8 protein-coding genes and 1 pseudogene are annotated in these 13,947 nt (G+C 57.2%); 2 read left to right on the plus strand and 7 right to left on the minus strand.

The window, feature by feature from the left end:
* From B3849_RS09145 to B3849_RS09160, 4 genes and pseudogenes are all read right to left on the minus strand, one after another.
* Nucleotides 1-1,078, minus strand: a pseudogene (locus B3849_RS09145) (penicillin-binding transpeptidase domain-containing protein); the annotation flags it as partial.
* Nucleotides 1,079-1,088: 10 nt separating this feature from the next.
* Nucleotides 1,089-1,724: a rod shape-determining protein MreD gene (locus B3849_RS09150; RefSeq protein WP_278424848.1), complete on the minus strand. Its 636-nt coding sequence runs from the start codon at nucleotides 1,722-1,724 to the stop codon at nucleotides 1,089-1,091.
* Complete coding sequence (mreC, locus tag B3849_RS09155) at nucleotides 1,721-2,626, minus strand: rod shape-determining protein MreC (protein ID WP_009825979.1); 906 nt, start codon at nucleotides 2,624-2,626, stop codon at nucleotides 1,721-1,723. The genes B3849_RS09150 and mreC overlap by 4 nt, the downstream gene beginning before the upstream one ends.
* 69 nt (nucleotides 2,627-2,695) lie before the next feature.
* Nucleotides 2,696-3,742, minus strand: coding sequence for a rod shape-determining protein (locus tag B3849_RS09160; protein WP_037944896.1), 1,047 nt, complete (start codon nucleotides 3,740-3,742; stop codon nucleotides 2,696-2,698).
* Between the two features lie 174 nt (nucleotides 3,743-3,916).
* Here B3849_RS09160 and B3849_RS09165 point away from each other — a divergent pair, with 174 nt between their 5' ends.
* Together B3849_RS09165 and B3849_RS09170 are read left to right on the plus strand one after the other, a co-directional pair.
* A complete protein-coding gene (locus tag B3849_RS09165; RefSeq protein ID WP_005851333.1) occupies nucleotides 3,917-4,501 on the plus strand; it encodes a VOC family protein in 585 nt (194 codons plus the stop codon).
* A gap of 145 nt (nucleotides 4,502-4,646) precedes the next feature.
* Complete coding sequence (locus B3849_RS09170; RefSeq protein ID WP_037943172.1) at nucleotides 4,647-5,510, plus strand: porin; 864 nt, start codon at nucleotides 4,647-4,649, stop codon at nucleotides 5,508-5,510.
* A gap of 237 nt (nucleotides 5,511-5,747) precedes the next feature.
* Here B3849_RS09170 and B3849_RS09175 read toward each other — a convergent pair whose 3' ends face one another.
* The 3 genes from B3849_RS09175 to B3849_RS09185 all read right to left on the minus strand — a co-directional run.
* The gene (locus B3849_RS09175) at nucleotides 5,748-9,704 is read right to left on the minus strand and encodes a PIN domain-containing protein (protein ID WP_278424849.1); all 3,957 of its coding nucleotides are present in this window, start codon (nucleotides 9,702-9,704) and stop codon (nucleotides 5,748-5,750) included.
* A gap of 171 nt (nucleotides 9,705-9,875) precedes the next feature.
* Entirely contained in the window at nucleotides 9,876-12,287 is a 2,412-nt protein-coding gene (locus B3849_RS09180) for a hypothetical protein (protein WP_278424850.1), read from the minus strand.
* 400 nt (nucleotides 12,288-12,687) lie between these two features.
* The coding region (locus B3849_RS09185) for a 2-isopropylmalate synthase (RefSeq protein WP_286780040.1) at nucleotides 12,688-13,947 on the minus strand (1,260 nt) is incomplete at its 5' end.

Raw genomic sequence — 13,947 nt, forward strand, 5'->3', positions numbered from 1 at the left:
CACCGCCGACCTCTAGGTGGCCGGGGCAATAGACGGTTTCTTCGGGGCCGACGATACCCTCTTCGAGGGCGGCCATGGCCACGACCATCTTGTAGGTCGATCCGGGCGGGTAGGTGCCCTGCACGGTCTTGTTGACCAGCGGGCGGTATTCCGATTGCAGCAGCGGGTTATAATCGGCCGAGGATATCCCCCCGATGAACAGGTTCGGGTCGTAGCTGGGCGAAGAGGCATTGGCGACCAGATCGCCGTTCTCGCAATCCATGATCACGACGGCGGCGCTTTCGCTTCCCAGCCGGGCCTGCACAAAGTTCTGCAGCTTGGAATCGATGGTAAGCTGCAGATCCGCACCCGATTGCCCTTCGCGGCGGGCCAGTTCGCGCATCACACGGCCGGTGGCGTTGACCTCGACCTGTTTGGTGCCGGCAGAGCCGCGCAACAGGGATTCCTGACGCGCCTCGACGTTGATCTTGCCGATCTGGAACCGGGGGATGCGCAGCACGGCGTCGGGATTTTCCAGCGCATCCAGATCGGCTTGGCTCACGCGGCCCACACGGCCGACGATATGCGCAAAGTCCGACCCACGGGGATAGACACGGGTCAGGCCGACTTCGGGGCTGACACCGGGCAGGGCGGGGGCGTTGACCGACACGCGGCTTACCTCGTCCCATGTGACATCATCGGCGACGGTCACCGGCAGGAACGGGGCGGAGCGTTTGATTTCGGCCATCGCGCGGTCGCGCATTTCGGGATCAAGGTCGATGACCTTGCCCAGCCGGTCCATCACCGCATCCACATCATCGGCATCCTCGCGCACGATCACGATCCGGTACGACGGCACGTTTTGCGCCAACCGCACGCCGTTGCGGTCAAAGATTTCGCCTCGTGCAGGCGGGATCAACCGGATGTTGATCCGGTTCTCTTCGGCCAGCAGGCGGAACTGGTCAGCCTGATCGACCTGCAGGTAATTCATCCGCGCGGCCAGACCGCCCATGAACAGCAGCTGCGCGCTGCCCAGCAAAACAGCGCGGCGGCTGAGCTTGGAGTGGCTGGCTTCGCTATCGGCCCTGCTGCGTCTCATCTTGGTCTCCTCATGAGCGGTTGCCCATACTGTCCAGATCGCCGGGGGCGGATTTGCGCACGCCCATCAGCGCATGGGTCACAAACACCACAGCCGGATAGGTCAGGATCGTGACGGCCAGTTCAAACAGGCTCAGCGACCATTGTGGCGGTGGGACCAGCAGCAACGATAGCACGATCCGGTTCAGCATCAAAATAGCGATCAGCCATACGGAGACCGCCAGCCATTCCGCACCAAAGGTGCTGTCGCGCAGGGTGCGACCACGGGTTTTCATATTCTCGCATGCCAGCAACGCCAGCAGCGCCCAAAGGCCGGGCGGGCGTTGCAGCAACAGGTCCGTCAGCAGGAAGGCGACGGCAAGCAGTAGGGCGGGGACATAGTCGGGCCGCCGCACAGACCACGCCAGCGCAAAGGCGATCAGCAGGTCGGGGGCGATCCAGATGCGGTCGCTGCCCTGGTCCAGCAGGGCCCTCAGACGCGCCTCTGCGGGGTCGATGGTGGCCAGTGGGGGCGACAGCTCGGGCGCGAACAGCGCGATCGGCTGGGTATCAAGCGGCAGCAGATGGAAGAACAGCAGCACCACCGTCAGCGCCATAAACGCCGCGCGCATCAGCCACAATCGCAGGGGCGACAGTTCGTCCATCATTCGGTCGCAGGATCAAAGGGCAGGGGCGCGATCATGCCCGTGGCGTCATCCCGCACCACGGCCGCATCCTCGTTCACTTTTTCGGAGCCATGGTGGCGCAGCACGCGCAGGAATTCGAGCCGCTCGAAATCCGCCGCAAGACGCACGCGCAGCCGCCCGCCGGGGTCGGCGGCGACCTGACCGATCAGGATACCCGCAGGAAACACGCCGCCATCGCCAGAGCTGCTGACCCGATCACCGGGACGCACAAGGTCGGGGTTCTCGAGAAAGTCAATCGGTGGCGCGGCCGAGTTGTCGCCCGCAATAATCGCCCGCTGTCCCGACGGCTGGATCACCGCCGGTATGCGGCTAGAGGTATCGGTCACCAGAATGACGCGCGCGGTGTTTTCGCCCACGCCGGAAATGCGCCCTACCAGCCCGATGCCGTCCACCGTGGCCCAGCCATCGACAATGCCATCACGGGCCCCGACGTTCAGCAGCACAGATTGGCGGAAGGGCGAACCGGAGTCCGCCTGCACCACACCGGTAATATGGGTTAAACGCGGATCAAGCCGCACCTTGTTCAGGTCCAGCAAACGGGCGTTTTCCTGTTCAAGCTGCAGCGCCGCTTCTTTCCAGGTCTGCATCTTGCGCAGCTCGGACCGCAGTTCCTGGTTCTGCACGGTCAGACGTTGATAGCTTTGGAAATCGCGGAACAGGTTCACCGTGCCGGTAACAGGGGTCATCGCCCAATCCAGATTGGGGACGATCCGGTCGGTGATCTGCGCGCGAAACCGTTCGACGCGGGGGCTGTCGATCCGCCACAGCAGAAAGATGCCCGCCAGCACCAGCACGATGACGGCCAGCAGCAAGCGGCGCAGCGGGCGCCCAAAATCGTTCGAAGAGGATCGGTCGATGGCCATGCGTTATACGTTTCCCACCGCGAGGGCAGCGCCGTCCTGCCGCATCACGGGCTGTTATAGCTGCGCTGATTAGCTGTCGTAGTCGATGGCGTGGCGCAGCTGCTTTTCATACTCCAGCGCTTTGCCGGTGCCCAAGGCCACGCAGTTCAACGGTTCATCCGCCACGGAAATGGCCAGCCCGGTCTGTTCGCGCAGCGCCAGATCCAGATCGCCCAGCAAGGCACCGCCACCGGTCAGCATGACGCCACGGTCCACGATGTCAGCCGCCAGATCGGGCGGGGTGGTCTCCAGCGCGGTCATCACCGCCTCGCAGATCTGCTGCACAGGCTCGGCCAGCGCTTCGGCGATCTGCGCCTGGGTCACTTCGATCTCTTTGGGGACACCATTCAGCAGGTCGCGCCCGCGGATCTGCATCGAGGTGCCGCGCCCGTCGTCGGGCATCCGTGCGGTCCCGATAGAGGTTTTCACCCGCTCGGCGGTTGTTTCACCGATCAGCAAGTTTTGCTGGCGACGCAGGTAGCTGATGATCGCCTCGTCCATACGGTCGCCGCCCACACGGACAGAGCGCGCATAGACGATATCGCCCAAGGACAGCACCGCGACCTCGGTTGTGCCACCCCCTATATCGACAACCATGTTCCCGGTCGGATCGGTGATCGGCATGCCCGCCCCGATGGCCGCGGCAATCGGTTCGGCAATCAGGCCGGCGCGGCGTGCGCCCGCAGATAGCACCGACTGACGGATCGCGCGTTTTTCAACAGGCGTCGCCCCATGCGGCACGCAGACGATGATCTTGGGCTTCGAGAAGGTCGACCGTTTGTGCACCTTGCGGATGAAATGCTTGATCATCTCTTCGGCGGTGTCAAAGTCGGCAATCACGCCCTCGCGCATGGGGCGGATCGCTTCGATGCTGCCGGGGGTCCGGCCCAGCATCAACTTTGCGTCTTCGCCCACGGCCAGCACCTTTTTGACGCCGTCCTTGACGTGATAGGCGACAACCGAAGGTTCGGACAGGACGATGCCCTTGCCTTTGACATAAACCAAGGTGTTCGCGGTCCCGAGGTCGATGGCCATATCGGACGAGAACAAACCACGGAATTGATCAAAAACGGACATGGGCAGCAGGACCTTGCAAAAATTCATTTTGGCCCGTCGACTCTGACAAGTCACGGGCTAAACGGCTTATAGGCCGATGAGGTCAAAGACGAAAGGGGGGTTGACCTTTGTGGTGGCATGATGCCGCCACCGCGCTATGGTTTGCGGCAAGCCGGACAATAGGGGGAGAGAGAAATGCAGAAGATTCAAGTTATTGGTGTGCATCACATCACGCTGATGGGCGCGGACCGTCAGACCAGTATCGACTTTTGGGAGGGTCTGCTGGGCATGCCGTTCATCTTCGACCAGCCAAATCTGGACGATCCCGACGAAGGGCACCTGTATTTCGATCCCGGCGACGGCCGGTTGATCACCATCTTTACCAATGAAAACCGCAAACCCGTCTACAGTCGCACGCCGATGGACGCGGGCTGCGTGCACCATCTTGCGTTCGAGGTCGACCGCGCCATGTTTGATCAAGTGCTCGACCGGCTCAAGGAGCGGGGGATCGGCAATTCGGGTGTGAAGGATCGCGGGTTCATGCATTCGATCTACTTCAAGGATCCGCTGGGGTTCCTGATCGAACTGGCCTGCTACACCTTCATCCCGCCGCGCGGATCGTCCCACGCGGAAGTGATGCTAGAGGCGCATAAGCTGCGCGTCGCACGCGGAGATCACCATATCGAACGCCAGCATCTGGCCGATGCCACAGTGATGATCGTCGAACGCTCGCAACGGTCGCTGTCAGAGGATCGCAGCCCCAAGGATCCCTATCGCTAAGGGGCGGCGGGCACCGGTTCAGGCGGGTCAAAAATACCACAAGTAAACGGATCGTAACGGCGGTTTCGCTTGGGTGTTGCGGGCGGATTCCGCTGCGCCTAAGAGCCATGGAACGAGCAACCGTAAATTGTGCGAAGGAACCAGCATGATCCGTAATATTTTTGTCGCCTCGCTTCTGAGCGTGACCGCAACCGCCGCTGCTGCCGAACTGACCTATGGCACGGCTTTCGCGAAATTCCACGACTTCGACGTTGACGGCGCAGGCACGATCGACGTGAAATCCTTTGGCGGCGGCATCGAATACCGCTACGACAACTTCATCTTCTCGGGTGAGCTGTCGAACATCTCTATCGAGGGCGTCGATATCGATCTGGGCACAGTGGGCGTCGAATACGCTCTGGCCAACGGCTTTAACATCGGTCTCGACTATTCGCGTTTTGACATCGAAGGCTTCGACGCGGATGTCACCAGCCTGTTCGGGTCCTATCAATCCGGCGCGCATACCTTTGGTGCCGCGATCGGTGATTCCTCCGATCTGGACGACATGACCTTCAGCATCTTCGCCGCTTGGGATGTTACCCCCACCGGCACCGTCGGTCTGGATCTCGTTCACATCGAAGACGAGACGCTTTACGCCGCCTATGCCGATTATGATGTCGCGCAATACAATGTGCAGGCCGACCTGCTGAAGCTGGATGATCTGAGCGTTGTCGCTGTCGCAGGCGGCTATGAATTCGCCAACGGCTTCTCTGCTATCGGCTCTGTCGGGTTCCTGGATCTGGGCCCCGAAGACGTGCGGTCGATCACCATCGGCGGTCAATATGAATTCACCCCCGGTGCGAACGTAGAGCTGGCCTTGGGCCGTCTGGACTTTGACAGTGGCGAGGACGTGGACCAGCTGACTTTCGGCGTGAACTATGAACTGGGTCGCCGTACCTCCAAGCGTCGTTCGCTGGGTAACATCTTTTCAAGCGCGACCGGTACTTTTGCGGGTCTGACAGATTTCTAATCTGCGCTGACAGAACACCGGATACAGAAAAGGCCCCCGACTTCGTGACGCATTCCGCATGGTGGGAGGCGGTTAGCTGTTGAACCCCCAGGAAGATAAGGCCGTTTCCCGTAGGGATGCGGCCTTATCTCTAAGCTTCTTGGGATACCTTAGCAAACAAGTGAAGATGCGTTTATCTGTCGTGATTAAGCAGCCAACAGCCTCCTGCTAAGGAACAGCCGTTTCCGACAGGCAGTTTTAGCTCAAGATGGCTTCCCGGATGTGCCGACCGATTGTATCGTCGATTTGCTGTTTAGTAGCTTTGTCCGAATCCGGCGTCAGATACTCAGGGGCTGTGAGATGCGTTGACGACCTAAGGCGCGCCGGAAGAAATTTTCTGCGTCCAGCTCTTTGATTCCGATCAACAGCCTTGGCGAGAGCTTCAAGCATGATACTTCTTGCGCTCTCGGCGCCTTGATGAGTTTTCAATGTCAGAAACACTTGTTTGATCAACCGCTTGCAAGAATCCTCTTGCTCACCTTTTCCCCAAGCTTCCATAAATAGTCCGGCAAGAAGTCGGGTGACACTGTGTCTTTCATTGTTTGGCGACGCAACGTGTTCAATAAGCCTGTCCAGGCGGGGGTTCGGATCTGCGCGGGAAGCGCCCCATTCATGTAGCACAGCCGCGATGTCAACGGTTGTGTAACCGTAGGTTGCATCTAAGAAGGCAAGGGTAGCATCGATATACGCACCGACCTGTATCCTTCCCGCTGTCCGTGCCTTCTGGAGCGCAACCTGGGTCCACGTGGATCGAATATCTTCGGCCCAGATCACCCTGCGTAGGGCGAGATCGTCCGTAAGGACAGGAATATCCCGCTCCTTGGCAACAATCATGGTGTCGGTAAATGCCGGTCCGACCTTACTAAAGAGTTCATTTACCTCAGCAGGCAGCGCGAAACCTTCCTCTGGCATTACGATTTCGAGCTGCCTTGCAAGATCGACCGTTCGAGAAAGGTGATCTATGAGCGCGTCTGTCTGCGCTTGGCTTCGCTCGATCATGGTATAACCTTCTTCCAAGGCCACCATCACCCCTGCTTTATTAGGGTCACCCAAGGAATCCTGGCGCTCGGTCAGCGCGTATTGAAGCATGTCCACACTGCTTCGAGTAATCATTAAGTTCGGCAAGGCCAGAAGAACAGTATCCGACAGGCCCAGGCCAACCACCCCGTATAGAGTTGCCGGATCGACGATTGCACACCCGTCGTTACCACTTAGACCGGCCAATGCCCTCTGCCGCTCAACATGACTGCCCTCCGAAACTACAACGTTAAGATCGGGATGGTGTCTTGCATGGTCCCAGAAATCGAAGACCGTCCCTCCTCCAAACTGGGCAAGAACTGACAAGGGAGCAATGCCCTTTCGGTAAGCATCTTCGAGGCGTTCACCCATCTCCCTCTTTTCACGGAGGTTGTCTAACATTGGCTGAATGCTACCAAGTAAATCCTCATCGTGTATCCTGAGCCCGCCCAGAAACTTATTCTCTGGAAACATTTCTTCGCAATCATTCAAAGATCGGGCTTGCGCGTGGACGTATTTGCTAACGATTTCTTTAACCGTTAATGTTTGGCCGCCCATCAGGCTTTTGATTTCGATCTGGTCACCAACCCGTTTGCCGAGAAGGCGTTTAGCGAATGGATCATCTACAGCAATCTCATTGAAACGGCCCTGCAGATTCGGAGCAGTCTCGATGACGCGGACGAGATCATTTCTTCCATCTGCGCTAAGAACTACGGCAGTATCTGCTCCGACGACATCTCTTGTTAGGTCCGCACTACGGCCGGCCCTCCCCATGAAGAAAAGACCAATGACGAAGCCTGCGTGCATTTTCGCGTCTTCATATCCATCTCGAAGTGCGCGATAGCCCATTTCTAAGGTTTTGAAAGGATCCTCGATCACCCTGTCCATAAAGTGGGCCAAGCGCATTCGCGCGTCAGGGGAGCCCTCAATACCAACATCAACCTCCCTAAGGTAAGCAGCAGCGCTTTCGATGTCTGGAATTCGAAGGCAAAGGTTTAACCATATCAAACGATCATTCAGATCTGGTTGGGCAAGTTTTGCGTATTCCACAAACTGATCTCGAGCCTTATCGAGATGACCGGATTCTTCGAAAATCCATATCCCGAGGCGTCGGATTTCTGGATTTTTCAGCACGTCGGACCCGAGCTTCCCGTAGAGCTTTCGGGCGTCTTTCAGGCGCCGGGAGTGACCAAGTGACCTGAGCGCCAAGCGGAGGTGAACATCGTCCGTCTCGGGATTGCATAACGAAAGGAATAGGTCGGCAGCCGAGGAGTATTCTTCAACGCCATAGAGAGCATGTGCCACTCGGTCTTTTGTAAACGTGTCCGCATCTTGGGGAAGGTTTGTGAGCAGCCGGTCTTTAAGAATATCTTTCTCTGGCGCGTCCGGCCTGATGCCTAAATAGGTAGCGATTAAGATCGGTGACCCTGAGTAGTCATCAAAGATCGAGGATGCTTCTTCATCTGCAGTGACTTCGGAAATCGCAGCAGCAGCTATTAGGCGCGCTGTTGCTGCGGCAATACGGAGATCATCCTCGTCGCTTTTCTCGTAAAGCGTTTTGGCCGCCTCCAGTCCTATGTGCGGATCGCCGCCCCGAACTTCAGCTTGGATCAGCATCAGTCGGTCATTGGCGTCCAGGTTCTCCTCAGGGATGCTTGAAAGATCCGACAGAGCGTCGGCCCACTCTTCACGATCCATGTGGCGCATCGCCTTGACATGGAGAAGGCCAGGCGTAGAACCGCACTTTGAGAGGGCATCTTGTAATACTTGGTCGGCGGCGGTCTCGTTTGACAGCAGTAAGAGCGTGGATGCACGGTTAGCAGCTACCCAGTCTCCTTGAGGGGCCCAGCCAGTGATCTTGATGGCTTCCCAGGATCGACCAAACAGATCCGAGGCCTCCTCGACGACCTTCCTATCCTGATCACGAAGCATTCGGAGGAAACGGATTTCTTCTTTGTCAGCGACTTTACCAAACTCTATCAGGCCTGCCCGAGCGAGCACGAGCCAGTTTTCAGGGTCACGCCTGATAGCTGACTTCAAGAGTTGATTTGATTCCTTGGTTTCCCCTTGCAATGCAGCGCGCTCGGCGAGCGCTACAAGCACCTCTGCGCGCTGCTTGAGGTCCTTAGACAGACTCGCCTGAAGATCTTCCCACGAAGCATCTTTGGGGGCATTTTCGAGAAGGACCCCCGCAGCGCGTTCGCAATCTGGTTTCAGATCGAGCGCTTGCCGGGAAAGATCTACCGCGGCGACGTAGTCTCCTTCGATCATTTCGGCAGTTGCAAGCACCGCCAAGCCGTCAGCTTCTTCCGGTATTTCCTCGCCAGCTTGTCGAAAGTGACGGCCAGCATCCGAGCGCTTCCCCAAAATCCAGTATGCGGAAGCCATATTCGCTTTAATACGGTAGCGATTTCGATCTGATGCGGAAGGTGCCTCCGCTTCCCAAACTGTCGAGAGCAGATTAAGGACGTGTTCGGGATTCTTGTTCAGCATGCCTGCAATGTCGGTGATGCGCTGTCCAAGGTGGTCGTTGGATTCAGCGTCCATGGCAGCGGCTGCAAAGGACGCCCTCACATCACCCTTTGTGGCAGGCAACCGTCGTTCGAGTTCATTCGTTATGTGCTCACGGGTGTCATTAAACGCGTCGATGAACTTTTTCGGCAAGCCGGGGGCCAACCCATCATAGTAAGTCTCAAGAACATCTGGGTGGTCCTGTATGAGGTGCTTGATCTCTTCCCAGCCCATTATGTCGACTTCAAAAAGACCGCGTTTAATGTTCTCTTGATTTAGCCTGCGGGCTTCCTGCTGGATCTTTTGGTCGTTGGGAGCGGTAGTCACGAGCACGAAGCGGTTCAGTGGCGGTTCAAATTTTTTGGCCTTCTCAACTTCTTGCTGAAGCTCTGACTTCGTTACTTCGGCATGGTAGTCGCCATTTTTCCCTTTGCATTGAACACCGACCCATTTGTTGTGAACCCGATCAGTCCCATAAACGTCGACTCCATTCTGCTTTTGTCCGGACCGGCCATGCATGTGAGCATCATCGGTTTTCCAGACCCGCTTGAAGAGATCGAAAGTAAGTGCCTCAAAATCTTGCCAGTTATTTGGCGGGGCGAGTGCTCTACTGGTGATAGTTGTCATAAAATGCCTGGCAAGAGATTATAGATACGAAATATATGGGTTTGTTTGATCCTATCCGGAAGTTGGCCTCGTGGCCGATCAGTCAGACGGATTACTTTAGAGAGAAGCGTAAAATGTTAGCTGCTATAGGCTTTCCTTACAGATGCAGCGTTGCCGTTTTCTCTATTTGTTTCAACCTTTCTCATGGTTTGTAATCGCCTTCGTTTTGATATTTCTTCTTGATCGCTCGAACCTCGCCCCAAGCTTTGTTCCCATGTATAGCCATGGGCGATACAGCATCCGGTAGATGTCTGGAGGATCCTGTGTGCCATCCTTCCGCTTTGTGAAGGCGTCCATGCCATGGCGCATAGCCGGCGTCATGCGGGGACGAGGACGCCGCGCCCGCGGTGGGAGATCAACGAACTCTTCTGTGCCCGGTATCCGCAGCGCACGCGAAGTCAGCTTGGGCGGATCGACCAGGTCGTCAATCGCTTCGTAGGGGCAGGCGTAGGGCCGTGGCTCGAAGAAGTTGTAATGAACACGATAAATATTCAAGAGTGCGATCAATGTTCGAGGGTTAAAGATCGCCCCCTGAATGTATGAGCCACCGACCCGGGCACCTCCACTCCCAGCTCGGGCGGCGACGCTCATTCTCTCGCGGAGAGAGTTCATAAAGGAGCTGACGGGCTGAAGCGTCGCCTTGTAGACCCACGGTGCCAGTTCTTCGCGCAGGTCCTGGCTCAGCTCTTCTTGGTCGAACGCCAGCTTCTTCATTGTCCTGCGCAGATTGCGCGGCAGGATGGGAAAACCGACGGTCTTGTCGATCTCTCCGCTCGCCTGGGTCGAGGACCGAACCCAGAGCGAAGGAAAAACTTCGGACTGATAGTTTGAGATCTGGAACGGCGCACCGTTTCCACGAAGGGCGGTCTCCATGTGCTCGGCGATAAATGCCTCACTGACTGTTTGCGCATCAGTTTCGAAGTCGAAGCGTCCGGCATACATGCCGTCGTTGTGGAACTGCTTTCGGGCCTTTCGGTATTCCTTCACCTTGCCGAGCTTTTCCGGCTTCGTTGCTTTCTTATTGAAACTCATAGCCAGCCAAGTGAACCGGTCCTCCCGGATTTCCTTGTCGAAGATGTGCGGTAGGAGGGGAGGTAAGGTTGCTTCTTGTTCGGTGGTCAAAACGATCGACCCTCGCGGGAGCATTTCCTTCAAGAGAGCGAAATGCGCTCCTTTTGTGTAGATGTCCCTCGTTGTCATGCCTTTGAACGAACCCCGTTCTTCGGATTCGTCGATCGGGAAGCCGAACCACCCCTCGGAGATCATACGGATGTTGGTGATCATTCCTTTTGTCCGCTGAATAAGAGCGGATCGTGCGGCCTGCTGACTTTTGTCTTTCTTCGGCATTCGGCGCTTTGCGCGGCTCTGGAATGCCTTAATTTCATTGACACAGGCAGCGAAGAACTGCGACTCATGATACCGGCCAGTTGGCCGTTGCCATGAGAATTTCGGAGCCGACTGAACTTTGCTGTTCGGATAGAGTTGTTCAAGGTTCTTCGGCATGCCAGCCTCATCGAGGTATGTGGCATTAAACAGGTCGAGAGGCGTGGCACGAGGGTCGAAGTCGACATCAAGCCGATAGACATATCCACTACGGGCATCCGCAGTGATCGCACAGTTGAGCTGTGTGTTCCGCCTGTCGGTCGAAGTTTCCCAGTTCACCGAAAGGACCATGTCATCATGGCTGAGAAGGTGTTCGACGTTTTCACCGCTGCGTTCGATCTTGTCCTTCCATCGTCGCAGCATCTCGCGTTCATAAGCGAGAAAAACCGCTTCGAGCCATTCTATGCGGTCGTAGATCCGGGACATACCGATTTTCTTGCCGGTGGTGGCAGTTCCGATCATCCGCTGGATATCGACGATCCCGGCGCTGTTCAGCACCGCTCCGAGTATCCGAAGATTGTCGGCAGTTGTCTTCTGTCCTGCATGAGGCAGCGAGATGGAAAAACGCGCACCCTTCTGTCCCCGGCAGGGCTTGTGAAGCACCCGGAGCGACGAAGGCGTCTTTTTTCTGCGAAGTAGCTTTCCTTCGCGGTCCTTCGATCGCTCGTGAGCGCCATCGAGGGCGAACTCGTCCGGATCATCCAAGAAGCGCTTGCCGCAGGCTCCACAAGAAGGCCCGTCGAGGATCCCATTAAAGTTACGGAGCCTGTCGATTTCCTCGTTCAGATGATCCGGGGAAAGGATGGAGAAACCTGTGTCGCAGAGGTATCCGTCGTGGGTTTGGCCTTGACACCGGACCGTGCGTTGATCGGACCACCCATGCGGGTTGTTCTCGTAAGCGAACACGCGAGAGACGCGACGATGCTTCTTGTCAGCTCCTGCGAGCTTGTAAGCACCTGGTCCATGCATCTCAATCAGCTTTAGTTGCTCTGGGCTGAGGTCCGGATGCTTCTGCTTCCAAAAGAACTTGCGATCGGCACGACCAGTCAGCGGCTGCCCGAAGTTCGAACAGTCCGGATTTCCGCATGTGTTGATGAGATGTTTCCCCGCGCCCGGATAGAGCTGAGAGAGTTTGAAGTTAAATTTCGCCAAGTTTGTCATCAGAACCTCGCATATCCGCGGTTCCGCCTCGTGTCGTTTTTCAACCAGAGACCAGAAAAACCGCTTGGATTGAAGTCGAAGCGAACGATTGTCCGCAATCTTCGCCTCTTGCGAAGGTCAAGCTTGTGATCAAAGGATATTGGCCGTATTTTCAGAATCAGAAGAAGAAATATCTAAAGTTCTAAATTTTTCTTCGCCGAAGCGAGCCGGTAGTAACTCCGAGAAGAATCTCTCGGATTTCCGATATCATTTTCCTGCTTTAGAAGACGAGATTTATAGAACTAAAACAGAGACCTGCCGCGCATCACGCGACAGGTCTGTTTGTTTTAAGCTCCCACCAGACGGAATGCGTCACCGACTTCGGGGGCCTTTTTGCGTTCGTGGGGGAAGAGCGGGTGGGTTAGCCCACCACGTCTTTATAGCTGATCTCGCGCTTGTCGGTGCCGCCCTTCTCGCGGCGCACCAACAGACGGTTGAGCGCGTGGATATAGGCGCGGACCGATGCGACCACGGTGTCTGTGTCCGCCGACTGACCGGTCACGATGCGCCCGTCTTCCTCAAGCCGGACAGAAACGGTGGCCTGCGCGTCGGTGCCTTCGGTCACGGCGTGCACCTGATACAATTGCAAGCGCGCGCTGTGATCGACCAGTGCCTTGATGCAGTTGAACGCGGCATCCACAGGCCCGTCACCGGTTTGCGAGGTAGAGGTTTCCGCACCATCCACCGTCAGCGACATCTCTGCCTTCTGCGGGCCTTCGGTGCCGCAGACGACGGTCATGCTACCCAGCACAATGCGGTCGCTTTCAGGGTCGGTGGCGGTGCGCATCAGGGCGATGAGATCGTCGTCGTAGATCTCTTTCTTGCGGTCGGCCAGTTCCTTGAAACGGACAAACACATCCTTGAGCTGGTTATCCCCCAATTCATAGCCGAGGTTTTCCAGCTTCGAGCGCAACGCCGCACGGCCCGAGTGTTTGCCCATCACGATGTTGGTCTCGGTCAGGCCCACGTCTTCGGGGCGCATGATCTCGAATGTTTCGGCGTTCTTCAGCATGCCGTCCTGATGGATGCCGCTTTCATGCGCAAAGGCGTTCTTGCCGACGATGGCCTTGTTGAACTGCACGGCGAAGCCCGAAACAGCGGCAACGCGGCGCGAGATGTTCATGATCTTGGTGCTGTCGATCTTGGTCTGGAACGGCATGATGTCATTGCGCACTTTCAGCGCCATCACGACCTCTTCCAACGCGGTGTTGCCCGCGCGTTCGCCCAAGCCGTTGATCGTACATTCGATCTGGCGCGCGCCCGCTTCGACGGCGGCAAGGCTGTTGGCGGTCGCCATGCCAAGGTCGTTGTGACAATGCGTGGCAAAGACGATCTCGTCCGCGCCGGGGACATTTTCCAAGAGCTTGCGGATCAGATCGGCGCTTTCGCGGGGGGCGGTATAGCCGACGGTATCGGGGATGTTGATCGTGGTCGCCCCCGCCTTGATCGCGATTTCGACGACACGGTACAGGTAGTCAAGCTCGGTCCGCGTGGCGTCCATCGGCGACCATTGCACATTGTCGCACAGGTTGCGCGCGTGGGTCACCGTTTCGTGGATGCGGTCGGCCATTTCGTCCATCGTGAGGTTCGGAATGGCGCGGTGCAGCGGCGAGGTGCCGAT

It is taken from the genome of Sulfitobacter sp. UBA4523, assembly GCF_002388305.1.
In the GTDB taxonomy this organism is placed as follows: domain Bacteria; phylum Pseudomonadota; class Alphaproteobacteria; order Rhodobacterales; family Rhodobacteraceae; genus Sulfitobacter; species Sulfitobacter pontiacus.